This is a genomic window from Hymenobacter sp. BRD128 (assembly GCF_013256625.1).
Lineage (GTDB): Bacteria > Bacteroidota > Bacteroidia > Cytophagales > Hymenobacteraceae > Hymenobacter.
In genome coordinates this window covers 3,792,417-3,816,295 of the sequence record NZ_CP053908.1, presented here as the reverse complement: position 1 = coordinate 3,816,295, position 23,879 = coordinate 3,792,417, and the positions used below count along the sequence as shown (strand labels likewise).

Annotated in this window: 15 protein-coding genes and 1 tRNA gene; 8 read left to right on the top strand and 8 right to left on the bottom strand. The window is 64.0% G+C overall.

Annotated elements, in window-relative coordinates:
* Nucleotides 1-112: 112 nt before the first annotated feature.
* The 3 genes from GKZ68_RS17005 (at nt 113) to GKZ68_RS16995 (ending at nt 3,943) form a co-directional block, all read left to right on the top strand.
* Nucleotides 113-185, top strand: a tRNA-Met gene (locus GKZ68_RS17005).
* Between the two features lie 1,428 nt (nt 186-1,613).
* A complete protein-coding gene (locus GKZ68_RS17000; protein WP_173116881.1) occupies nt 1,614-2,597 on the top strand; it encodes an aspartate carbamoyltransferase catalytic subunit in 984 nt (327 codons plus the stop codon).
* A gap of 68 nt (nt 2,598-2,665) precedes the next feature.
* Nucleotides 2,666-3,943 carry a dihydroorotase gene (locus GKZ68_RS16995; RefSeq protein ID WP_173116879.1) on the top strand — a complete coding sequence of 426 codons (1,278 nt, stop codon included), beginning with the start codon at nt 2,666-2,668 and terminating at the stop codon, nt 3,941-3,943.
* Between the two features lie 222 nt (nt 3,944-4,165).
* On the opposite strand, the gene GKZ68_RS16990 is transcribed toward GKZ68_RS16995, so the two are convergent.
* Nucleotides 4,166-4,306, bottom strand: a complete 141-nt coding sequence (locus GKZ68_RS16990; protein WP_173116877.1) for a hypothetical protein — start codon at nt 4,304-4,306, stop codon at nt 4,166-4,168.
* An 805-nt stretch (nt 4,307-5,111) separates the two neighbouring features.
* Here GKZ68_RS16990 and GKZ68_RS16985 point away from each other — a divergent pair.
* Nucleotides 5,112-9,911: a gliding motility-associated C-terminal domain-containing protein gene (locus GKZ68_RS16985; protein WP_173116875.1), complete on the top strand. Its 4,800-nt coding sequence runs from the start codon at nt 5,112-5,114 to the stop codon at nt 9,909-9,911.
* Nucleotides 9,912-9,998: 87 nt separating this feature from the next.
* Here the strand turns inward: GKZ68_RS16985 and GKZ68_RS16980 are convergent, their stop codons facing one another.
* Nucleotides 9,999-10,424 carry a hypothetical protein gene (locus tag GKZ68_RS16980; RefSeq protein ID WP_173116873.1) on the bottom strand — a complete coding sequence of 142 codons (426 nt, stop codon included), beginning with the start codon at nt 10,422-10,424 and terminating at the stop codon, nt 9,999-10,001.
* Nucleotides 10,425-10,522: 98 nt separating this feature from the next.
* Between GKZ68_RS16980 and GKZ68_RS16975 the strand changes: the two genes are divergently transcribed.
* Nucleotides 10,523-11,274, top strand: a protein-coding gene (locus GKZ68_RS16975; protein WP_217275360.1) for an IS5 family transposase whose coding sequence is annotated in 2 segments (ribosomal slippage) — nt 10,523-10,855 and nt 10,858-11,274 — 750 coding nt in all. Because the reading frame shifts where the segments join, the coding sequence is not laid out codon by codon here.
* Between the two features lie 411 nt (nt 11,275-11,685).
* On the opposite strand, the gene GKZ68_RS16970 is transcribed toward GKZ68_RS16975, so the two are convergent.
* The 3 genes from GKZ68_RS16970 to GKZ68_RS16960 form a co-directional block, all read right to left on the bottom strand.
* Nucleotides 11,686-11,967 carry a hypothetical protein gene (locus GKZ68_RS16970; protein WP_173116871.1) on the bottom strand — a complete coding sequence of 94 codons (282 nt, stop codon included), beginning with the start codon at nt 11,965-11,967 and terminating at the stop codon, nt 11,686-11,688.
* A 122-nt stretch (nt 11,968-12,089) separates the two neighbouring features.
* Nucleotides 12,090-13,253 carry a signal peptidase I gene (gene lepB / locus GKZ68_RS16965; protein WP_173116869.1) on the bottom strand — a complete coding sequence of 388 codons (1,164 nt, stop codon included), beginning with the start codon at nt 13,251-13,253 and terminating at the stop codon, nt 12,090-12,092.
* 104 nt (nt 13,254-13,357) lie between these two features.
* On the bottom strand, nt 13,358-13,531 hold the full coding sequence (locus GKZ68_RS16960; protein WP_173116867.1) for a hypothetical protein: 174 nt from the start codon (nt 13,529-13,531) through the stop codon (nt 13,358-13,360).
* Nucleotides 13,532-13,715: 184 nt separating this feature from the next.
* Here GKZ68_RS16960 and GKZ68_RS16955 point away from each other — a divergent pair, with 184 nt between their 5' ends.
* The 3 genes from GKZ68_RS16955 to GKZ68_RS16945 all read left to right on the top strand — a co-directional run bounded on the left by GKZ68_RS16955 (nt 13,716) and on the right by GKZ68_RS16945 (nt 19,783).
* Nucleotides 13,716-16,742, top strand: coding sequence for a CheR family methyltransferase (locus GKZ68_RS16955; RefSeq protein WP_173116865.1), 3,027 nt, complete (start codon nt 13,716-13,718; stop codon nt 16,740-16,742).
* Between the two features lie 139 nt (nt 16,743-16,881).
* Nucleotides 16,882-19,242 carry a PAS domain S-box protein gene (locus GKZ68_RS16950; protein ID WP_173116863.1) on the top strand — a complete coding sequence of 787 codons (2,361 nt, stop codon included), beginning with the start codon at nt 16,882-16,884 and terminating at the stop codon, nt 19,240-19,242.
* Nucleotides 19,243-19,378: 136 nt separating this feature from the next.
* Nucleotides 19,379-19,783, top strand: coding sequence for an STAS domain-containing protein (locus GKZ68_RS16945; RefSeq protein WP_173116861.1), 405 nt, complete (start codon nt 19,379-19,381; stop codon nt 19,781-19,783).
* 27 nt (nt 19,784-19,810) lie between these two features.
* Here GKZ68_RS16945 and GKZ68_RS16940 read toward each other — a convergent pair whose 3' ends face one another.
* From GKZ68_RS16940 to GKZ68_RS16930, 3 genes are read right to left on the bottom strand one after another with little or no spacing between them, the layout of a single operon-like run.
* On the bottom strand, nt 19,811-20,428 hold the full coding sequence (locus GKZ68_RS16940) for a lipopolysaccharide assembly protein LapB (protein ID WP_173116859.1): 618 nt from the start codon (nt 20,426-20,428) through the stop codon (nt 19,811-19,813).
* Nucleotides 20,416-21,621 carry a hypothetical protein gene (locus GKZ68_RS16935; protein WP_173116857.1) on the bottom strand — a complete coding sequence of 402 codons (1,206 nt, stop codon included), beginning with the start codon at nt 21,619-21,621 and terminating at the stop codon, nt 20,416-20,418. The genes GKZ68_RS16940 and GKZ68_RS16935 overlap by 13 nt, the downstream gene beginning before the upstream one ends.
* Nucleotides 21,618-23,855, bottom strand: coding sequence for an urea transporter (locus GKZ68_RS16930; protein ID WP_173116855.1), 2,238 nt, complete (start codon nt 23,853-23,855; stop codon nt 21,618-21,620). The genes GKZ68_RS16935 and GKZ68_RS16930 overlap by 4 nt, the downstream gene beginning before the upstream one ends.
* Nucleotides 23,856-23,879 lie beyond the last annotated feature (24 nt).

Below are 23,879 nucleotides of genomic sequence, written 5' to 3'. Positions count from 1 at the left end.
GGATGTAAAAAATTTCTCCTTGTAAATCAATAGGTCAAGTCGATAAGCAGTGATTTTTTACCTCATTACTTGCAGCCCGGCCCTTTTGATGTACCTTTGCACTCCCAAACAATGCGGGGTGGAGCAGTTGGTAGCTCGTTGGGCTCATAACCCAAAGGTCACTGGTTCGAGTCCAGTCCCCGCTACTAGTGAGAAAAGAGGTTGTACCTAGCGTATGGCCTCTTTTTCTTTTTTACTAGGTCAGTCCGTGGCAGATTTTGAGTCACTTTTTTCCTGCTGCAAATAGTAGCCCTGGTGTTGGGGCTTCACTTATACGCCCGCCCTACTGGTGAAGCTTTCCAAGCTGGCCAAGGATGGGAGACGGATGCTAGCATGGTGGTAGTATCCCACCGAGGAAGGGAAAATGAAGGCGGTAGGACTATACCCTTAACTCCATCACTGACCAAAAAAGCAGGGAGATGACCCAGCATAAGGATGACGCAGGGCATAAGAACGCGTATTTTTCCGTTATGTCAGCAAAGCTCAGTGGGGCGTTGCCCGACAAAGGGCGTAAATTATGATGAGGCGCTCAAAGCCGAAACCTTGCGCCTGGCTGGCGAGAGCCGCAGGTCGCAGCTGGGCCTCAACCCAAGCTGCTTGCCCGCTGGCAGCAAGCGCAATTCGTAGCTGAGGGGGCAGTGCGGAAGTGGCCTGTGCCCCGAGGTGCGCGGCCTGCTCTGCCCACCTCAAGCGGGCGGAGCAGGAGCTCGACCTTTTAAAAAGCCTTAGCCAGTCGCCCGCTATAGGCGCAGGCTCGGCCAGCTAGCCCGGTGAGTACTTATAGGGTGGCTGGCTCTACCTAGCCGTGTGGCCAGCCCGCCGCTGCTCGCGCAACATCGTGGGCTGGGAGGAGGGTGCGCGATACCGTGCCCGAAGACCTGGTGAGCACGGCCCTGCGCCGGGCCCTGGTAGTGCGTCGGCCCCCGGCCGGGCTCGTCATTCACTCCAACCAGGGCAGCCAATACACGGCCACTCGCTTCAAAGCCGCACCGCGCGACGGCAGGAGCTTTCCTAACCTGGCCGAAGCCCAACTCGGAATTAGCCACCGCATCGCCTATTACAAGGCCGCACGGCAGACACTCCGCACCCAGCTACTATCCGCCCCAATATTTCGAAACCTAATGCAAAACCGCGTCTTAATTCTGCCCGGCTTAGCTAGCCTGCCTCACGCGGTAAATTCGGATGCTTTGAGCTTGTTTGTTCGCCATACGCACGTTTACCGCAACGGAAATTCTTACTTAACATGCGTAAAGGACACGTAACACTGCCGTATCTTTGCCCCGTGCTTCAACCAAAAAACTTGTTGACGAAGCGCGGCCCCCTGCTAGCCAAGGAGCCGCGAGTAGGCCGCAAGGTCTTCGCCACCATTGGTTTTTCCGATTTTGTCTTCGGCACTTTCATTATTTTTTTTCTGTTTACTGCCCCGCCACCGTTTCGGATTTCGAAACGGTTTTTTTATGCCCGTTGAGGTCGGCCGCCGCTGCGCCGCCGAGCAGGCTACACGCCGCGGGTAAGGGCAAAACTTTACTTGATTTTTGTTAGCTAGTCACCCTCATTCTTCCTCCCCCTTCGGTATGGCACGTAAAGACCTGCTCGACATCGCCTCCCTCCACCGGGAGGAAATCGAGTTTTTGCTCGACCAATCCACGTCGTTTAAAAAGTTGTTCACCCACTCGGTGAAGAAAATCCCCGCCCTCGAGGGCAAGTCCGTGCTCATGCTGTTCTACGAGGCTAGCACCCGGACGCACTCCTCCTTTGAAGTCGCGGCCAAACGCCTCTCGGCGGAGGTCACGAACTTCGACGTGGCCCACTCCTCCATCACCAAGGGCGAGTCGGTGCGCGAAACCATCGAGACGCTTCAGGCGATGCGCACCGACTACATCGTCGTCCGCCACAGCCACCCCGGCCTGCCCGGCATGATTGCCCGTCAAACCACGGCCTCGGTTATCAATGCCGGCGACGGGGCGCACGAGCACCCCACCCAGGCCCTGCTAGATGCCTTCACCATCCGGGAGAAGTTTCCGGACCCCAGGGGCAAGAAAGTCCTCATCATCGGGGATATTCTGCACTCGCGCGTGGCGCGCTCGACCAGCACGTTGCTGCAAAAGCTGGGCATCGAGGTCGCTTACCTGGGGCCGGGCTCGCTGGTGCCCAAGTACGTGCCCGAAAGCATCCGCCGCTTCACCGACTACGAGGCGGCCATGGCCTGGGCACCCGACGTGGTGTACCTGCTGCGCGTGCAGCTGGAGCGCCAGGACGTGCAGTTTTTTCCCAGCGTGCGCGAGTACCACCGGGTCTACGGCATTACCAACACCCGGCTGGCCGAAATCCGCGACCGCGGCCTCTACATCATGCACCCCGGCCCCGTGAACCGGGGGGTCGAGCTGTGCGACGCCGTCATGGACTACGAGCGCAGCCTCATCACCAATCAGGTTGAAAACGGCATTTCCATCCGCATGGCCGTGCTCGACTGGCTCACGCCGGGCGGAGAATTTCCGAAGCAGGAATCGACCTACGCCACGCGGCAGCGCGCTGGCTCATCGGTGGTGATGCCCTAGCGGCGGCTCGCCCCATTCTTTATTTTATATCTCCCATAGCCCTAGCGGTTTACAAAAATTACCACTTCATGCTCCTCCTTCAAAACGCCCGCATCGCCTCCGAAAACTCACCCGGGCTGCGCGAGGGCGATGTCCTGATTGTCGAAGGAATAATTCAGGACATCGGTACTAAACTGGCCGCGCCCGCAGGTGCCCGCGTCATCGACGCGCGGGGCCGGGTGCTGCTGCCGGGCATGTTTGATGCCCACGTCCATTTCCGCGCGCCCGGCTTCGAAAACAAGGAAACCATCACGACGGGCAGTGAGGCGGCCATCAACGGCGGCGTGACCGGCGTGGTGATGATGCCCAACACCCGCCCGGCCCTCGACTCGGCCACCACCGTGGCTACAGTGCTGGAGAATGCCAAGGACCGCTCGCGCATTCCGGTGTACACCTCGGGCTGCGTCACTAAAAACCGCGAGGGCAAGGAGCTGGCCGAAATTGAGGGCATGCGCGGGCTAGGGGTCAAAATGCTGACCGACGACGGCGACACCACCAACGACCCGGCGGTGCTGCTGCGGGCTATGCAGTACGCCACCGAGTTCGGGATGTTTTTTGCCAGCCACTGCGAGGTGCCGGAGCTGGCCGGCCCGCGCGCCCTCAACGAAGGCGTGATGAGCTACCGGCTCGGCATCAAGGGCTCGCCGGCCTGCGCCGAGGAGATTATCATCGACCGCGACATTCGGCTGGCCCGGGCGGCGGGCGCGCACGTGCACATCCAGCACGTGTCGAGCAAGCTCGGCATGGAAACTATCCGCTGGTGGAAGTCGCGCGGCGACGTGAAAGTAACGGCTGAGGTAGCCCCGCACCACCTGCTGTTCACCGACGAGCACATCGGCGACTACGACACCAACTACAAGATGAACCCGCCGCTGCGCACGCAGGCTGATTGCGACGCGTTGCTTGACGGGCTTATCGAGGGGGTCTTCGACCTCATTGCCACCGACCACGCGCCGCACACGCCGTTCGAAAAAGCCCAGGATTTCATCAGCGCGCCCAACGGCATCACCGGCCTCGATACGGCCCTGGTTTCGCTCCACCACTTCTTCGTCGAGCCCGGCAAATTTGGGTGGGACTTGGTGGTGAAGCGCTACTCGGCGGAGCCCCGCCGCCTGATGGGCCTGCCGGTACCCACCATCGAAGTCGGCCAGCCAGCCAATTGCGTGCTGTTCGATACGGCAGCGGAAACGACCTTCACGCGCGACTTCATGAAATCCAAATCTCAGAACACGCCCTTTATCGACCAGACGCTGAAGGGCCGGGTAGACCTGGTGATTTTGGGGGCGGAAATTCTACTCGAGCGCTAACCGTTCGTTGCGCGGGAATCTGTGTTGTTTAGAATTTGCCTCGCAGCGGCCTCCGGAAGCAGAATCAGCTTCCGGAGGCCGCTGCGAGGCAAATTCTTTTAGCAAGACTTTGTACACGTCTTGCTAGCGATGGGTAAAGCTAGATTCGCTCTCTTTCAAATGTAGCAGCAAGGTATGCTTCGGCACCCCCGCAAACTGCTGTAAGCGACTTTTAGCGAAGCCCTAGTTGGGCTTAATTCCGGTGCTAGGCGCGGCTCCCCGCACAAAGCCGTCAGCGCCGTGCTGGACCCGGTAGTGGCGGTTGAAGCCCACATTCACCAGCCCGTCATAGCCGCGCCAGCCATCGGCATTGCCTAGCACCACGGGGTCGATTTTGCCGCGAATAATGCCTTGCCGCGCTGCTTTCGAGCAGTCCGGTAGATTTCCGTGTGCATTTGGCCGCCGCGTTTAGTTAGACAGCCTAAAGACCAGTGTTTTGCCCCCGCCCTCACTTGCTCCGTGCCCGGCGCAAACCAAGGTGCGATTCTTTGAGTTCGAGCGCCCGCCCAGCTCGGCCGGTACTGGGCAGAGCTGAAGCAGCCGGTGGTGAATGAGCAGATAAATGGTGTTGACCGAGCTACACGCAAGCCGGTCAGCCGGGCCGCGTCCGAGGCCGCCAAATCCAGGGCAAGCAGGCGCAGCAAGTGCCGAATTTGACCGTCGAAATCCTACTGTACTCGTAGTGATAATTAAGTATCTATATAACAACAAGTTAAGCTTATTACTCTGCTTTGCGCTTCCCAAGCCTCATGGCTAATAGCCTACCGGCCTCTAGCGCGCGCAACTATCACAATCAACTGCTTGCCGGACGGGGATAGACTGATTCAGCTAGCACGTTTTTGCGCTGCTTACTGCCTGCGGGGCGCAAGCGGCTAGGGCTGGTATTTATTACTATTCGAGCATTAGCTTGCATAAACCTGGCCGGCAGTGCGTAGCTTTACTAAACCCGGCTAGCCGCGCTTTTTTAAGCGGTAGCTAGTCTCCCGGCTCCGTTCCTTTCAAGGGTTGCAAGTGGGGCTCTTTTTGCTGATTACCTGCTTATTGCCTGCCCCTTACCCGCCCCACTATGCCCGCAGAGCTATCGCATCCTGCCCTTGCTACTACCAGTACTCCCGCTTCGTTCATTTGTATGCCTGGCCAGGGGGCTAATCGCCGGCGCCCGGTGGCTGGTTGGCTGCTGACCCTGCTGCTGCTCTGGCTAAGCGGCGCGGCTACTACCGCCGTTGCCCAAGGCACACCGCCCCCGGAGTGCGCGGCCGATGAGAAGTTTGCCAACACCTGGTACTTTGGCTTTAAGGCGGGGCTCGATTTCAACCAGGCTACCGACTCTATTCCGCCCAAGGTGCTCAAGGATGGGGCGATGGATGCGCCCGCCGGCTCGGGGATAATGTCGGACAGCAACGGCAAAATTCTCTTTTACAGCAACGGCGAAACCGTGTGGAACGCCGACGGCACCGTGATGACCAACGGCACGGGGCTAGCGGGCAACCGCTTTACCACCGACGGCCCCCTGCCGCTCAAGATGCCGGGCATCGTTATGCCGGGCCAGCCGACGCGCTACCTGCTCTTCACCCTGAACAGCACCGTGGGCCTGAGCTACTCGGAAATAGATATTCCGGCGGGCGGGGGGCCGGGTACCGTCATTGCCGCTACCAAAAACAAGCCCCTGGCCCGCGGCACGGCGGAGAAGCTAACGGGCGTTTTTCATAAAAACGGCTGCGATATCTGGGTTATCGCCCACGGCTGGGGCGATGCCAAGACCGGCAATAACAACCGCGGTGATGCCTTTCTGGCCTACCGCCTGCGCCTGACCGGCTTGGATACCATTCCTATTATCTCGCCCGTTGGCAGCTTGCACGCGCCGCGCAAGGCGGCCCTGGGCTACAAGGGCCAGATGCGGGTAACCCCCGATGGGCAGCGGCTGGCCCTGGCCCGCTACAGCGAAGTAGTAGGCGACAGCAGCAGCACCGTCGAGTTTTTTGGGTTTAATGCCGGTACGGGCCAGGTGAGCGTCAACCCGAGGGTGCCGTACATCGTGGACAGTGGCGCCGGGAAATACTACGGGGTGAGTTTTTCGGCCGGCAACTACCTCTACGCCACGGTACGCAACCCGCCCAAGCTGCTGCAATTTAATGTCAGCGGCAATGGGCCGGTGACCAAGCAGACTATTCCGCTCAAGCAGAAAACGCCCGTCGACCTGGGCTCGATGCAGGCCGCGCCCGATGGCAAGATTTACGTGGCCCGCGACAACCAGCCCGCGCTGGGCTTCATTGCCCATCCCGACTCGCTGGGGGCCAAGGCCCGCTACGCCGACGACAGCCTGCAGCTAGGCGGCCGCCTGAGTGGCCTGGGCCTGGTCAACTTCAACCAAAGCTCCCTACTGCGCGTGGGACCTAGCGCGCAGATTACGGGGTGCCGGCAAATCTCTTTCATGGCCCCGCCCATTGATTTTGACGGGAAAACCTACGCGTGGAAATTTGGCGACGGGGCTACCTCTACTGAGGAAAACCCCGTGCACGTGTACGCTACGCCCGGCGACTACGTCGTGACGCTGCGCATCACGACCGCGTGCTTTTGCCGCGAAAGCTCGGGCCGGATTCGGGTGCCGAGCCTCCCCGCCCCGGGGAGTATTGCCGCCCCTCAGGTGCTATGCGCCGGCACCGCGCCGGCCGCGCTTACCAGCAGTGCCGCAGCTGCGGGCGATGCCGGCTTGCCGCTCGTCTACCAGTGGGAATCATCGACGGATAATGTCACGTTCAGCGCCATCTCCGGGGCTACCGGGGCTAGCTATGCCCCCCCCAGCTCGCTGCCGGTTGGCACGACTTATTTCCGGCGGCGGGCCCAGTTGCTGCTGCCCAGCGGCTCGGGGCCTTATTGCACGCCCAGCTTTACGGCTTCGGTAGCCATTACTGTGCTGCCGGCCGTGGTAGCCGGTACTATCGGCACCGACCAGACCGTGTGCGCCGGCACTCCCGCCGCGCCGCTCACGAGCACGGCCCCGGCTACGGGCGGCACCGGCAGCTTTGCCTATCAGTGGGAATCGTCGCCGGATAATTCGACCTGGACGGCCATCGCGGGCGCCACCGGCGCAACATTTGCGCCCGGCTCGCTCCCGGCCACTACGTATTTCCGCCGCCGGGTCTTTTCCGGCGCGTGCACCACTGCTCCTTCTAACACCGTCACGGTAACGGTGGTGCCAGCCCTCGTGGCCGGTACTATTGCCGCCGACCAGGCACTGTGCGCGGGCGTTACCCCTAGCCCCTTCACCAGCCCTACCCCGGCTTCGGGCGGGGCGGGCGCGCTCACTTACCAGTGGGAAGCATCGGCGGATAATGTGAACTGGTCGGCCATTGGCGGGGCTACCGGGCCGACCTACGCACCCGGCCCGCTGAGCGCGACTACTTACTTCCGGCGCCGCGTGACGGCGGGCACCTGCGCGCCCGCCATCTCCAACGTCGTTACGATTACGGTGACCCCGGCGCTGACGGCCGGCACCATCGGCGCTTCCCAAACGCTGTGCCTGGGCGCCACGCCCGCGCCGCTCACCAGCACGGCGGGGGCTAGCGGGGGCACCGGCAGCTTCGCCTATCAGTGGCAGTCGTCGCTGGATAACGCGACCTGGACGGCCATCCCCGGTGCTACCGGCGCAACGTATGCACCGGGGCCGCTCACGGTCACGACCTACTACCGCCGCCAGGTGACGTCGGGCCCCTGCGACCCGGTGTACTCGCCGGCCGTCGCCCTGACGGTGCTGCCCGCCCTGACGGCCGGCCGCATTGCCGCCGACCAGGCTATTTGCACGGGCACCGCGCCTAGTCCGCTGAGCAGCGCGGCGGGAGCTAGCGGGGGCACGGGCACGTTTGCGTATCAGTGGGAATCGTCGCCGGATAATTCGACCTGGTCGGCCATCGCGGGCGCTACCAGCGAGACGTATGCACCCGGCCCGCTCACGGCCACTACCTACTACCGCCGCCAGGTGAGTTCCGGCGCGTGCACCACTGCACCTTCTAATACCGTCACCATCAGCGTGCTGCCAGCCTTGCTGGCCGGTGCCATTGGCGCCGACCAGACGTTGTGCGCGGGTGCCACGCCGGCGCCCCTTACCAGCACGGTGGGGGCTAGCGGTGGCACCGGCACAGTTGCCTATCAGTGGGAAGCATCGGCGGATAATGTGAACTGGTCGGCCATTGGCGGGGCTACCGGGCCGACCTACGCACCCGGCCCGCTGAGCGCGACTACTTACTTCCGGCGCCGCGTGACGGCGGGCACCTGCGCGCCCGCCATCTCCAACGTCGTTACGATTACGGTGACCCCGGCGCTGACGGCCGGCACCATCGGCGCTTCCCAAACGCTGTGCCTGGGCGCCACGCCCGCGCCGCTCACCAGCACGGCGGGGGCTAGCGGGGGCACCGGCAGCTTCGCCTATCAGTGGCAGTCGTCGCTGGATAACGCGACCTGGACGGCCATCCCCGGTGCTACCGGCGCAACGTATGCACCGGGGCCGCTCACGGTCACGACCTACTACCGCCGCCAGGTGACGTCGGGCCCCTGCGACCCGGTGTACTCGCCGGCCGTCGCCCTGACGGTGCTGCCCGCCCTGACGGCCGGCCGCATTGCCGCCGACCAGGCTATTTGCACGGGCACCGCGCCTAGTCCGCTGAGCAGCGCGGCGGGAGCTAGCGGGGGCACGGGCACGTTTGCGTATCAGTGGGAATCGTCGCCGGATAATTCGACCTGGTCGGCCATCGCGGGCGCTACCAGCGAGACGTATGCACCCGGCCCGCTCACGGCCACCACCTACTACCGCCGCCGGGTTACTTCCGGCACCGGCAGCTGCTCGACGGCGGTTTCCAACGTGGTGACGATACTGGTGCAGCCCCTCGTGACGCCTACTGTGAGCCTGGCCACCCCGCCCGTGCAGTGCGCCGGCACACCCCTCACCTTCACGGCCGTGGTTACCAATGCGGGCGCCGCGCCCACCTTCCAGTGGTTTGTCAACAACGTGGCCGTGGCTAGCGGGCCCACGTTTACCAGCAGCACCCTCGCCACCGGCGACCAGGTGCGGGTGCAGGTAACGCCCACGGTGGGCCTGTGCAGCACCGGCCCCGCCACGGCCACCGTTACGGTAACGCGCACGGCCACGCCGCTGCCTACGCTGGCCATTTTTGTGCAACCGGGCGGGCCAGTGTGTCCCGGCACGCCGCTTACGTTCAGCATCACCAGCGCAACCGGTACCGGGTCGGCCCCCACTTACCAGTGGCAGGTAAATGGCAACGACGTGGCCGGAGCCACTACCCCGGTGTTTACCAGCAGCACCCTGCGTGATGGCCAGACCGTGACGCTGCGCCTGCGCACCACCGACGTGTGCGGCCAGCCCGTAACGGCCGTGTCGAACGGCGTGGTGGTGCGAATTCAGCCGCCGGTGGTGGTGAATGCGGGGCCCGATAAGGAGATTCTGGCCGGCTCTTCGGTGGTGCTGGAGGGCAGCGCCGACGGCAGCTACCCCGTAACGTGGACGCCGGCCCTGGGCCTCACCATCCCGGCCAACGACCCGCTGCACCCCGTGGCCGCGCCGCTGGTCACCACCACCTACACCCTCTCGGCCGGCACGGGCGGCTGCGCCAGCTCCGATGAGGTGACCGTGACCGTGCGCCCGGCCATTCGCATTCCCAGCGCCTTCTCGCCCAACGGCGACGGCGTGGACGATACCTGGCAGATTGACTTTATCGAGCAATTTCCCGACAACACGGTGAATATATTCAACCGCTGGGGCGATAAGATTTTCTCGGCCGAGAACTACAGCCGGGCCAATGAGTGGCGCGGCGACATCAACGGCCAGCCCGCGCCGGTGGGCACGTACTACTACGTTGTCGTCACGAAAGGCCCGCTGGGCCGCTCCTACGCGGGGCCCATTACGATTGTGTACTAAGGCACCAGCCCGGCGGCAGTAAGCGCCGCCGGGCTAGTAATGGCAAGCTGCTGAGGCTAGGCTGCGCAGCAAAGCGCGCCGCTACGGCTAGCCCGGCGAAACAGTAAAAACCTGGTTATCATTCAGCAACGCTTGGTCGACGCGCGTGCCACTGCTGGGGTCAACCCAGGCGGTGGGCGTCAGCTGCCGGTAAGTGGTGTTGAAAAGGCACACCATCGTTTTGGCGCCGATGCCGCGCGTCAGCAGGTACACGCGCACCAGCCGGTTATCGCGGAAAATGCAGGTGCGAATGCTCTCGCTGCCCCGCAGCGACTGCGGCAGCCGAAACGACATCTGGCTCAAATGGCCGGAGTCGGCCGTTTTTTGCAGGGGGCGCAGCTGCTCCCACCCCAATTGCTGCACCTGCTGCTGCACCTGCGCGGGGCTACTTCCCCACCCCCATTGCAACTCGGCGGGCCGGCTAGCCCAGGCCGGCGCAGCAAGCAGCGTCAAAACGAGTAGCGTTGTTTGCATAGTAAGATTTAAACAGGTTTTTGTAGGACAAAGGTAGGGCGGCCTCTGGTAGTAGTTGCTAGGTTGTACGGACAATTATCTTTGCGTTCGTGAGCAATCTGGATGAAATCAGTGACCGTGCTTGGACCGCTTTGGCCCCACATTTATCGGGCAAAGCGGGCGACGTGGGCCGAACAGGCGTCGATAACCGACTCTTTCTCAACGCCGTGTTCTGGGTGGCGCGCCACGGCTGCGCCTGGCGTGCACTGCCGGCCCGCTTTGGCAAACACGACACGTTGCGCAAACGCAGCCGGCGCTGGGCCCAAAAAGGCATTTGGCAACGCTTGTTCGAAGCCGTGCAGGAACCAGACCTGGATTGGGTGATGCTTGATTCGACCGTGGTGCGGGCCCACGCGCAGGCGGCGGGCAGCCGAAAAAAAGCCGCGTCGGCGACGAAGCCCTCGGCCGCAGCCGCGGCGGGCTGACGACCAAAATCCACGCCCTCGTCGACGCGCTGGGTAACCCGTTGCGCGTGGTGCTCGGTCCCGGCCAGCAAGCCGATTGTCGACGCGTAGCGGAACTGCTGCCGGCCGCTGAGGGTACCAGCAACGTGCTGGCAGACAAAGCCTACGATACGGACGCCGTACTCGCCAGCGTGGCCGCCCTCGGTGCCCAAGCGGTGATTCCCAGCAAAAAGAACCGCCTCGTCCAACGCGTGATTGACCGAAATCTGTACCGCGACCGCAACAAAGTCGAGCGCTTTTTTAGTCGCCTCAAGCAGTTTCGCCGGCTGGCCACGCGCTATGATAAAACGGCCAGCAGCTTCTTAGGAATGGTGCATTTCATCTCAGCACTCTTGTGGCTTCGCTAATTGTCCGTGCAACCTAGCTTGCTATTCCTGAAGTGTAAAAATTTCTGGTTATTTTCTTATTAAGTATATTCCAAGTGTTTGATAAGGCAGGGCATAAGCAAAAAGCTGCTTACTGTTATTGCCCACCTAGCCAAGTGCTTAGCATAATAGCTGATAGTGCTCCGCAGCAATTGCGGGTTTCACCAACTGCTGGCTGGCTAGAATAATACAACCCACTACAGAGCGCGGCTTGCTGACAGGTGGCCAAGGCCCGATAAAAACCTGCTGGCAGCGTCCCCGTCATTTTTGCCCAACTGCCGGCTCGGCGTCAAAACGCAGGGCTGAAAAATTCAATAAAAAGGCCGCTGGCATTGCGCCAGCGGCCTTTTTGGCACGCGATAGTGAAACAGTAAGTGCTTAGACAACAGTTGGCTACATCTTGGCCTTCATCTTGCCTTTGCCGTCGGGCATGGTGCTTTTATCTTTTCTGTGCTTCATGGCGCGGCGATTGCCGGTGCTGCCGTTGGGCGCGCCCGTAGTAAATACTTCGCCCGCTGAAACGGCGCCTTTGGGGTCGTTAGGCATGGGAGCCGTACCGCTGGGTACCGTGCTGGGAGTAGCCGTACCGACAGAGGTCGAGTTGGGCGTGGTTTGGGCCGAAGCGGCGGTGAAGCTGCACAAGCCAGCGGCGAGGAGAAAATGCGAGAGTTTCATGAGGAAAAGGAAAAATCGTAAATCGGTGGCCGTTTTACCTCAAAACCCGGTGTAAGGTTGTGACCTGCGCTAGTAAGCTGTCCATCAAGCGGCTAGCCACTCGATTTGCTGAAATTTGCTGGCTAGCTCACGGGGCGCAGCACGCGGCTCCAGCGCACGCGGTGCCAGAAATCGGCGTGGGGGTCGAGCGAGAGCCACACAAACACGGCCTTGCCCACCACGTGGTCTTCGGGCACGAAGCCCCAGAAGCGCGAGTCTTCGGAATTGTGGCGGTTGTCGCCCAGCATAAAGTAGTAGTTCTGCTTGATGGTGTAGCGCGTCAGCGGCTTGCCATTTTGCTGAATCATGCCGTCCGGGCCCCAGGTAACGCCCGGGTTGTGCTCGTACTGGCTCACGATTTTGTAGTAAATGGCGGCGTTGGCGGGCGTGAGCGCGATGGTCTGGCCTTTTTTGGGCACGGGCAGCGGGCCATAGGTGTCAAGCTGCCACTTGCGCGGCACCGCGCTCCGGGCGCCCGATACGTCAAAATCGGCCACGTCGGGGAAGAGTTCAGCGGCCGGCTCTGCTACGCTGAGCGACTGCACGTAGGGCTGTTTTTTGAAATAGGCGGCCACCGTGGCCGGGCAGCTGATGAAGTAGCCTAGCTGGCCGGTTTCAGGATTGGTGCCGGCGGCGGGCAGGCCATCGGGCTGGGTGTAGTCGGCCACGCCCTGGTCGTGCAGCGCCTGGCGCACCTCGTCGTTGGGCTGGGGCACGGCCATGAAGTAGGTAGTCTGGGGCTGGCCGGCAACGGCACCGGGCTGGCCATTGAGAAACACCTGGCCCTGGCGAATAGTCAGCGTATCGCCGGCCACCGCGATGCAGCGCTTGATGAGAAACGTGCGCAGGTCGGCCGGGCGCTGCTGCTCGTGCGGCACGTGAAACACCACCACGTCGTTGCGCTGCACCGAGCTAAAGCCCGGAAAGCGGTACGTGGGCAATTGAATGAGGTCGGAATAGCTTTTCCACCCCAGCAGCGGCAGCGTCTGGTGCGTCAGGGGCACCTGCAAGGGCGTCTGGGGCGTCTGGGGGCCGTAGTGCAACTTGCTCACAAACAGGTAGTCGCCCACCAGCAGCGAGTGCTCCATGCTTTCGGACGGAATGACGTAGGCCTCGACCGCCGACCAGCGCAGCAGCGTGGCCGCCACCACGGCAAAGATGAGCGAGCCCAGCCACTCGCGGGCTTTGCTGGGGGCGGGGGCCGGAGTAGGCGGGGCGCTAGGCTGCGGGCGTGAAAAAAGAGCCATGAAAGTGAAGAAGTAAGAGGGTGAAAAAGAAAGAGCTTCGGCAAGAGAATCTCGGCGAAGCCCAACGCTAAATACCTTCGTTTTCTTGTGCTTACCGGCCCGGGCTAGCCCGGGCCCGGCTCGGTGGGCGCCATGCCCTCGCTACCGTTGAGCAAGAACTCGCGCAGGCAGTTGAGGTGGCGCTTCATGTCTTCAACCCGCCCGGTTTTTTGCTGGCTCCAATGGCCTTCGCCGTGGGTGGCCATATTGCCGAGCAGGCTTTTGCGCTCTTCGAGCATGCGCAGGGCCTCGCCGGTACCCTGGGCGGCTTTGCGGCGAAGACCGGAAATATGATAACGCAGCCCACTACTTACCTTAGCCAGGCAATTCCCGCACTCTTTGCGCGGCTGGCTAGCCTGTTGCGCTGGCCAAAATCAGTGCGGCCGGGCCCGTTGTGCCCGGTAGTCTCTTCCGTTATTTCTTATGACTTACACCGCTAGGCAGGATGGGGAGCCTGCTGAGGCCGCCGGCACGGCTCCCAGTAGGGCCGAGTCGGTAAAGCCCGAGTTGCCGCCCGGCCCCAGGGGCAGCCGCCCCCGCGCCGGGCGGGGCGCCGCCGACAAGTTTCCGGTGGTGGCGCTCTGCGGCTCGGCCGGCGCGCTCGAAGCATTTGAGAAGTTTTTTGTCCACCTGCCGGCCCAGAGCGGGCTAGCCTTTGTAGTGGTGCTGCACCGCCTGCCCGACCCCGCGCAGGGCACGGCCCTCGCCCAGGTTATTCAGCGCTTTACGCCGCTGCCCGTGGCCGAGGCCCACGACGGCCTGCGCGTGCGCCCCAACCACGTCTACGTCATTCCGCCCGGCTGCGACCTGAGCCTGCTGCACGGCAGCCTCTTTTGGCGGCGGCCTACCCAGCCGGTGGGCCGCCGCCAGCCCATCGACTTTTTTTTGCAAACCCTGGCCAAGGAGGTGGGCGAGCGTGCGGTGTGCATCATCTTTTCGGGGCCGGGGGCCGATGGCACCATCGGGCTGAAGCTCATCATGGAAAATTTTGGCGTGGTGATGGCCCAGGCCCCCGAAACGGCCGCCTTCGATGCCATGCCCCGCGCCGCGATGGCCACCGAGTTTGTCGATTTTGTGCTGGCCCCCGAGCTCATGCCCGCCCAGCTGCTCGACTACGTGGCGCGCCCCCTGCGCGCGCCCGCCGCCGAAAGCACCAGCCAGCCTAGCCACGCGCTCCAGAAAATATTTCTGCTCATTCGCCAGCAAACGGGCCACGACTTCAGCTTTTATAAGCGCAATACGGTATTTCGGCGCATCGAGCGCCGCATGAACTCGCACCAAATCAAGGAGTTTACGCACTACGTGCGCTACTTGCAGGAAAACCCCGCCGAGGTCGAGCGGCTGTTTCACGAGCTGCTGATTGGCGTCACCAGGTTCTTCCGCGACCCCGAGGCCTTCGCTAGCCTCAAGGAGTACCTGCGGCCGATTTTGGCCGAAAAAGAGCCCGATAGCACCGTGCGGGTATGGGCGCCCGGCTGCTCGACCGGCGAGGAGGCCTACTCGCTGGCCATGATGCTTTTTGAGTGCCTCGACGAGGTAGACAGGGGCCGCCACCTCAAGGTGCAGATTTTTGCTACCGACATCTCGCCCGAGAGCGTTGCCCTTGCCCGCGTGGGGCAGTACCACGACACTATTGAGGGCGACGTGAGCCCCACGCGCCTGAAGCGGTTTTTTCAGAAAAGCGACGGCCAGTACCAGATTCGCAAGGAAGTGCGCGACGTGGTGGTGTTTGCCCTGCACAACATTAACAAGGACGCGCCTTTCATCAAGCTCGACCTGCTGGTGTGCCGCAACCTGCTCATCTACCTCACTGCCGAGCTGCAGCGCAGCCTGCTACCGGTCTTTCACTACGCACTCAATCCCAGGGGGCTGCTCTTTCTGGGGCCCAGCGAGAATATGACCGGCTACCACGACCTGTTTCAGCCGCTCGATGTGAAGTGGAAGATTTCGCGGCGCAGCACCCAGGCGGCGGCGCTGCCGCACCTCACCAAGTTTCCTTTTTTCCTGGCGCGGCCCATGGCCGCGCCGCCGACTACGGCCCTCATGTCCGCCTCTGCCGCCAACCACCGCCAACCCAGCACCTTTGCCGCGCTGGTCCAGAAAAAGCTGCTGCAAGCCTACGCCCCGCCCGCCGTGGTCATCGATGCCAAGGGCGAAATCCTGTACGTGAACGGCCGCACCGGCAAGTATCTGGAGCCCGCCCCCGGCCTGGGTGGCATGAACCTCTTCGAGATGGCCCGCGAGGAGCTGAACTTCGAGCTAAGCGGGGCCGTGCACCGCGCCACCCAAAGCCGCGAAGACGTGACCGTGGACAACGTGCGCGTGCGCACCGATGCCGGCCAGCAGCTGCTGCGCCTGAGCGTGCGGCACCTGGCGGGTCCCGAAACCCTGGCCGGCCTGCTGCTAGTGGTATTTGAAGACCAGCCCACCCCGCGCAAAGTGCGGCTAGCCAAGCACAACCCCCAGGACGACGGCCGGCACCGCGACGCCGTGGTGGCCGCCCTCAACAAGGAGCTGCAATACACCAAGCACCGCCTCCAAACTACTGTGGAGGAGATGGAGAGCAGCCTCGAAGAGCTTAAAAGTGCCAACGAGGAACTGCAAAGCACCAACGAGGAGGCCATGACCAACAAGGAGGAAATGCAGAGCCTCAACGAGGAGCTGATGACCCTCAACATGCAGTACCTGGCCAAAACCCAGGAGCTGGGCCAGACGGCCAACGACATGAAAAACCTGCTCGACGCCACCGAGATTGCCATTGTTTTTCTGGATAATGACCTGGTGATAAAGCGGTTTACGCCGCCCGTGGGGCGCATCATCAGCCTGCTGCCCGGCGATGTGGGCCGGCCGCTGGCCCACTTTACCAGCAGCCTGCGCTACGAGCACCTGCTGCGCGATGTGCAGCAGGTGCTCGACCGCCTCACCAGCGTCGAAACCAACATCCAGACCACGCGTGGCGAGTGGTACACGCTGCGCATTCTACCCTACCGCTCGCTCGACAACTACATCAACGGGGCGGTGCTCACCTTCACCGACATCACGGCTCTCAAAACCCTCGAAGCGCGCTTGCAGGCAGCTGCCCGCTTTGGCGCGAGCATGATGGCTACCATGCGCGAGCCCCAGCTAGCCCTCGACGCCGACCTCGCCATCGTGAGCGCCAACCAGGCCTTTGCCGACGCCTTCCGGCAGCCGCTGGCCGGGCTGGCTGGCCGGCCGCTGGCTAGCCTGGGGGGCGCCTGGGCGCAGCCGGCGCTGCTACAGCAGTTGCAGCAGCTGCTCGACCTGGCCACACCCACGGCTGAATTCAGCGGCCTGGCCCTCACCGCCGACTTTCCGGGCCTGGGCCGGCGGCGGGTGGTGCTCTACGGCTGCCGCCTGCTGCACCAGGGCCAGCCCACCGGCCAGCTCATGCTGGGCGTGCGCGCGCAAACACCAGCGGAAGGGCCCTAACCAGCTACCCGCTACATTCGTAGCTAACGCTCCAGTCGCCAAGCTTTTGTGCGGGCTTGCGCCAGGCAGGCAGTTTTATTGCTTTATTGCCTAGGGCTGGTTTTGGCCTGGGTTTGTGTGTCGTTGTCCTAAACGTCCTATGTCCGTCCCGCATACTCCCCTCCCCGACCCCCACCTGGCTTTGCAGCAGCTGCGCAGGCGCGCCGAGCGCCAGCGCCTGGCGTCGGAAAGCCTGCCGCCCGATACTCCGGCCGAAACGCAGCGCCTGGTGCACGAGCTGCAAACCTACCAGCTGGAGCTGGAAATGCAGTACGAAGAGCTGCTGCGCGCCCAGGCCGAGGCCGAGCGCAGCCACCGGCAGTACCTCGATGTCTACGATTTTGCCCCCGTAGGCTACTGCACCCTGGCCGCCGATGGCACGCTGCTCCAGCTCAACCTGCGCACCAGCCAGCTGCTGGGCCAGGAGCGCCAGCGGCTGCTGGGCCGGCGGCTAGGCCTGTTTGTGGCCCCGGCCGAGCGCATGCGGTTTGCCGAGTTTCTGGGGCAGCTGTGGGCCGCGCCCGGCCAGCGGCAAAGCTGCGAGCTGGCCATGCGCGGCCCCCACGACGAGCTGTTTTTTGCCCAGCTCGAAGGCGCGGCCACGTCGGAAGGCGACGACGAAAGCCTGCCGCCCAGCAGCTGCCGGCTGGTGCTGCTCGACGTGACCGCCCGCCGGCAGGCTACCGACCAGCTGGCGGCGAGCGAGGCGCGCTTCCGGGCCACTTTCGAGCAGGCCCGCGATGGCATGCTGCTGCTCGATGGCCAGCGCTTTGTCGATATCAATGTGGCAGGACTAAATCTACTGGGAATCAGCGATAAACGACGGGTAGTGGGCCAGCCGCTGGCTGCATTCTGGCCCAGGTTTCAGCCCGATGGCCGGCGCTCGCTCGATATGCTCACCCACTGCCTGCACACGGCCCAGGCGCGCGGCTGGTGCCGCCTCGTATGGATGCGCTATAGCCCGGCCGGTGAGGAGCTCTGGGACGAGATGTCGTTTAACCCCGTGCTCATCAACGGCCAGCCAATGCTACACGCGGCTTGGCGCGACGTGACGGCCGCCAAGCAAGGCGAGCAGCAGCTGCGCGAAAGCGAAAGCCGCCTGCAGTTGGCCCTGGCCGCCGCCAATACGGGCGTGTGGGCCTGGGAGCCCCCTTCCGACCTGCTGTATCAAGATGTTCGCGCCCAGGAAATCCTGGGATTAACTCTGCCGGCCGAACCTGATGGCATGCTGTTGCCTTTTGGGCGGCTGCAACAAGCGGTGCACCCCGCCGATGCGGCCCGCGTAGAAGAAGCCCTGGGCCAGGCCCTGCGCGAGCACTCGGTATTTGACCAGCAGCACCGCCTGTTGCGGCCCGATGGCACCGTGCGCCACGTAGCGGCGCTGGGCCGCTTTAGCTACGATGAGCGCACCGGGCAGCCAGTGCGCTTTGTGGGCCTGGTGCGCGATATCACCGACCGCCGCCAGGTAGAAGAGGCGCTGAATTATAAAAACCGCCTGCTGGGCAACATTCTCCAAAACCTGCCCGTGCTGCTGGCTCGCCTCGGCCCCGACGGCCGCTACCGCGAGCACGTGGGCCAAACGGTGGGCCGCCTGGGCCTGGCCCAAAACGAGCTGGTGGGCCAGCTGGCTGCCGAAATGTTTCCGGAAAGTGCTGCCCACTTTCAGCGGCTGCTGGCCGGTGAGCGCCACAGCTACGTGGCCAGCGTGGTGCGCAACGACCAACCCATTCACCTGCAATGCTTTGGGTTTTTTGACGAAGAGCAGCAGGAGGTCGTCATCTTTGCCCTCGACATTACCGAGCCCGAGCTGCTGAAGGAAGAAGCCACCCGCCTGCGCCTGCGCCAGCAGCAGGAGCTGCTCTCGGCCATTCTCAGCACCCAGGAAGAAGAGCGCCGCCGCATTGCCGAGGGCCTGCACAACGGCGTGGGCCAGCTGCTCTACGGGACCCGCCTGCACCTCGATGCGCTGCCACCTTCCGCGGCCGTGCAGGCTAGCCGGCTGCTGCTCAACGAGGCCATTGAAACCACGCGCAGCATCTCGTTCGAGCTCACACCCAGCATTCTCGAAGACTTTGGGCTGGAAGTGGCCCTGCAAGAGCTGGTGAGCCGCATTCCGGCTAGCCTGCCCGTCGACCTCAACCTGCACGGGCTGGCCGTGCCGCTACCCGCCCTGCTGGCCATTGCCGTGTACCGCATCGTGCAAGAGCTGCTTAACAACGTAATGAAACACGCGCAGGCGCAGGAAGTATTTGTGCAGGTATCGCGTGAGGAAAACCAGCTGTACCTGAGCGTGGAAGACGACGGCGTGGGCTTCGATACCGGCGCCGAAACCAGCCTGAGCGGCATTGGCCTGGCCGGCATTCGCACCCGCGTGGGGCTGCTGGGCGGCACGGTCAGCATCAATTCGCGGCCCGGCCGGGGCACCGGGTTTTTCTTGCAGGTGCCCATACCGGCGGCCTAGCCGGTGGGTGAAGTACGTAACAGATTATCAGCAGGCTTATCGAAAAAAAACAAGATTTTTTGACTGGATTTTGTGGAAGTTATCCCCTAGCTTTGTCTAACAAATTCATGCTTAAAACCTATTTAATTCCTGAGCCATGGCAACGACTGCCACCTTTACCGTGCACGCAAGCAGCCAGCAAACCAACGCGGGGCTGAGCTTGCGCGGTAGCTGCCACAGCACCAGCGCGGCCCGGCAGCTCGAGCAGGCCGTGTCCGAGCTGCTGGCCGCCGGCCGGCCGTTTATCTGGGTAGATTGCCGCTACCTGCTGTTTTTGAGCTGGCACGGGCAGCGGGCCGTTTTCAATGCCCACCAGCAGGCGCGCCAGGCGGGCTGCACCTTGTACTGGTGCGGCTTCACACCGTCGGTGCGCGGCCAGCTGGCCGATACCGGCCTGCACCTGCTGTTAAATCTATTGCCCGCCGGCAGCTACCAGGGGCCTACTGCCCTGCTAAAGGAACCACTGCCGGCGGCCCTGCATACCCGCACATTTAAGCAGTGAGTAGTTCTTCTAACTGATAATTGCCTATTACAGTCGCCGCAGGCCGGCCAGGGCGTTGGCGTCGTTGGGCCGGATGAGCAGCACCTTGTTGTAGAGGGCGCGGGCCTCGGCTTTCTTGCCCAGGTTGAGGTAGGTCCAGGCCAGCGAGATATTGCTGTCGTAGTCGAACGGATACAGATTGACGACGCGCTCGAAGTGACGGGCGGCCTGGTCAAACTGCTTGCGGTTGAGGTAGATAACGCCGGCCCAGTAGTTGGCCTGGGTGTTTTGCGGGTCGGCTTGCAGAACGGCCGTGTACAAGCCCAGCATCTTTTCGACCTGCCCGAGCGCGTTCAGGGGCTTTATCAGGCCAAGCTTGGGCTCGACGGCATAGGGGCGCTGCTCCACCGCCTTCTGGTAGTAGGTGACGGAGGCGGTGTAGTTTTTGGCCAGAAAGTAAAGCCAACCCAGGCGCAGGTTTTGCTCGTACATGCCCACGTAGGTCGGCCGCAGGGCCGCAATGGCCTCGGCGTAGTCGGCCTTGGCCTCGGCCGCGTAGCTAGTGGCAAAGGCCGCCGGCAGGTCGGCCCCCTGAGCCCGGGCGTGGGCCGGAGCCAGCAGCCCCAGGGCGAGCGCGGCGGCGAGGGCGGGCTTTACCAGGTCCATGCGAGGCGGGCGGTGAGGGAATAGAGCGTGTAGGTAGTGGGGTAATAATCAGCCAGCAAACGCCGCTCGGCAATGCCGGAGAGGCGCAAACTTAGGCGCTGTGGCCCCAAGATAAGGAGGCTGGCCCCGGCGCGCCGGCCCAGCGTGTCGAAGAGGTTGTAGACGTAGGTGCCATCGGCCTCGGCCAGCACGGGCACCCGGCCGGCGCTGCCCCAGGCTTCGGCCCACAGCCAGGGCCGCAGCCGCCCGCCCGCCCCGAGCAAAAAATTGGGAAAAGCATTGCCATTCGAGCTTACTACGCTGCCCCACCCAAAAGCGTAGAGCGCGGGCCGCCCCAGCGGAAACACCATGAGGCGCAGGTCGGCCTGCACCCGCGCCGTGTCGGTGAGCTTGCCCGCATACAGGCCCGCCTGCGCCACAAGTACCGGCCGGGTATAGGCCAGCGCCAGGTAGCCCAGGTGGTTGACGCTCTGGCTGATGAAATGGTAGCCGGCCTTCAGCTGCCAGCGCGGGGCCAGCTGCGCCAGCAGCAGCGCCTGGTACTGCACCTGGCCGATGGCGCGGTTGTCGGCCTGGCCGGGGATGCCGTGCCGGGCCAGCTCTATTTCCTGGTGATAAAAACTCACGCCCTGGCTCAGGCTGAGGTGCGGACTCAGGCGGCTGCCCACCCCTAGCCGCCCAAAAGTGGCGGCCCCGCGCCGCCGCTCATCGGTCTGGAAAGTGCTGCCCTCCAGCTCGACGTAGGTAAGAACGCGGCTGGGCGTCAGGCGCAGGGCACGCCGCAGCGAGTCGGGCAGGTCGCGGGCCAGCAGCGCGGCCGCCCCTACCTGGTTGAAAGCCAAATAGCTGGCGACTAAGCCGGCGCGGGCCGTGGTATCGAGGGGGTTGGCGCGCAGGGCCACGCGGTAGTGGCGCTGCGCCGCCGCGCTGCGGCCCGTAGCCAGCGCCCCCGCGCCCAGGCGGCGCCGCAGGGCCGGGTAGTCGGTGCCCAAGGCCAGGGCTAGCCGGCCCACCGAGTCGAGGTCCGCCCAGCGCTGCTGGCCAGCCAGCGCCTGAGTAAGGCTGTCGACATACGGAAAGTCGAGCAGGCGCTGCGCCTGGGCGGCGGGCGTGGCTGCCAGCAGCCCGGCCAGCAGCCCTAGCCAGCCCGCTCGCCGGCCGTGCCCAATTAGAAACCCCCGCGCCTCGCTCATAGCTCAGCCTTTAGGAGAAAGCCTACGGCCTGCCCGCCGCGCTGCGCGGTGAGGCTAGCCAGCTGCCCGTCCTGCACAGTTAGTTCGGCCTGCTGCACCAGGTGCTCGCGGCCGAAATACGCTACCTGCACCTCGCTGCGCAGCCGCAGGCTGCGGGCAGTGGGACCCGGGTCGCCGCCCTCCCAGCGCAGGCGGTAGCTTGGCCGCACAAAGCGCGCGAAGGGGGCTAGCGCATCCTGCAGCCAGCTCAGGCCCCAGCGGCGGCCCACGCTTAGGGGCAGCGCCACGGCCTCGGGCTGCGGCAGGTGCAGCAGCGGCACCCGGTAGGCGGCCAGGTAAAACCAGTAGAGTGCCGCCTGCGGCGAGCCGTAGTAGGCCGTGAATTGCAGCACGGCCCCATCCTGCTCAAAATACGCCACTGCCCCGGTGCTATGGCAGCGCAGGTAGCGGGCATTGTAGGCATTGGTAAATACCTCCCAGCGCTGGCCGGGCGCGCTGGCCGGCGCCTCGGCCAGGCGCACCTCCAGCACCTGGCCGGGCGGCAGGCGCAGGGCCCGCGCTAGCTGGGGCTGCGGCACGGGCGGGCGCACCACGTCGCCGGCGTGGGGCACGGCGTAGGTTTTCAGGGAATGAGGAATTACGAAGGTGGAATTTAAGATAATGGCCCTGGTGGTAGCGCGCTGGCTAGCTGGTTTTTGCACCAGAAAATCGGCCAGCGGATACGCCACCGTGGGCGAGCCGATGGCCGGCGCGGCCTGCACCTGAAAGTGCAGGTGCGGCTCGGGCGAGCGGCCCGAGCTGCCGCAGGCGGCCAGCACCTCGCCGCGCCGCACGGCCTGGCCGGGGCGCACCCGCACCGAGTGCGCCCGCAGGTGCGAGAGCTGGGTATACAGGCCCGCGCGGTGGCGCAGCACCACGGTATTGCCCCAGTTCTGGCGGGTATCGACCTGGCCGATGGGGTTGTCGGGCAGGTGCTCGATTACCTCCTCCACCACGCCGTCGGCGGGGGCCAGCACGGGCTTGTTGTAGCAGTAGTAATCGCTGAGCAGCAGGCCCTCGTTTTCGTAGGTACGGCCGTCGGGGTCGGCCACCACAAAGTCGAGCGCCTGGCCCCAGGGGCCCTGGTGAGTGGGGCCGCCGTCGGCGTAGCCCTGGGTGCAGCGCCATTCGCCCAGAAAAGGCAACGCCAGCGGCACGTAGGTAGGGTCGGCGGGGCGCCGGCTGAGGCCAGCCAGGTGCGCGTAGAGGTTGGCCTCGGGCGAATACCGTTGCACCGGCGTGAGGATAAGCCGCTTGCCGGGCTTTTCGCGCAGCAGCAATACGTAAAGAAACAGCAAGGACGTGAGGCAGTATGGGAGCGACAGCGCCGGTAGCCCGGCCGCCCCGCTCGCCGGCCGCAGCCCCGCGTCGAGGCTAGTCAGAAATACCGCCGTGACGGGCAAACTCAGCGCGCCCCAGCCGTAGCTCGCGGCCGAGGGCAGCGCAAACACCGCCCCCACCGCCACGGCCGCCATGATGTAGTTGGCCCCCAGGTCGTAGGCATCGGGCGTGCCGGTGAGGCGGGCTAGCCCCCACGCCCCGCCAAAGGCCAGCACCGACAGCGAAAAGGCAATGCGCGAGTGCCCCAGCAACCCCGCGGCCACCAGCAGGCCCACCCACGGGTTGTCTTGCAGCAGCACCGCGCTCAGGGCCCGCAGGTAGGTGCCCAGCGCGGCCGGCCAGCTCAGCTCGTGCAGCCAGGTGGTTTCACTCACCAGGCGCGGCCCGCCCACGGCATACAAGGTATTGAGCCAGAAGGCGCTGGGTTCGGCGGGCAGCAGCTGCGGCACCTGCCGGCTACCCAGCAAGAGCAGCCACATCGTCAGCACAAAGGGAATAGACAAAAACGGCAGCCCACGCGCCCCTAGCCAGCCGCCCAGCGCCACGCTCAGCAGCAGCGCCACACCGGCGCCCACCAGCACCAGCGCCGCCAGCGCCGGCCCCGGCGCAAAGTAGAGCGGCAGCGCCAGCCCCACCAGCAGCGCATTAAAGCTATAAGCGCCCAGGTCGGTGTAGTCGCGCCGGAAGCCGCCCAGCCGCGCCCCGGCCACCGCCAGGCCCGCCGCCGCCAGCCCCGCCGCGCCCGCGCCGGGGCTAGCCAGCGTGGCCAGCAGCAACAGCCCCGCCAGCCCCCGGTGCTGGGAGAAAAACAGCATACTGTAGCTGCGCAGCACGGCACGGAGATAGGCAGGCATTAATTTGATAATTAATAATTTATA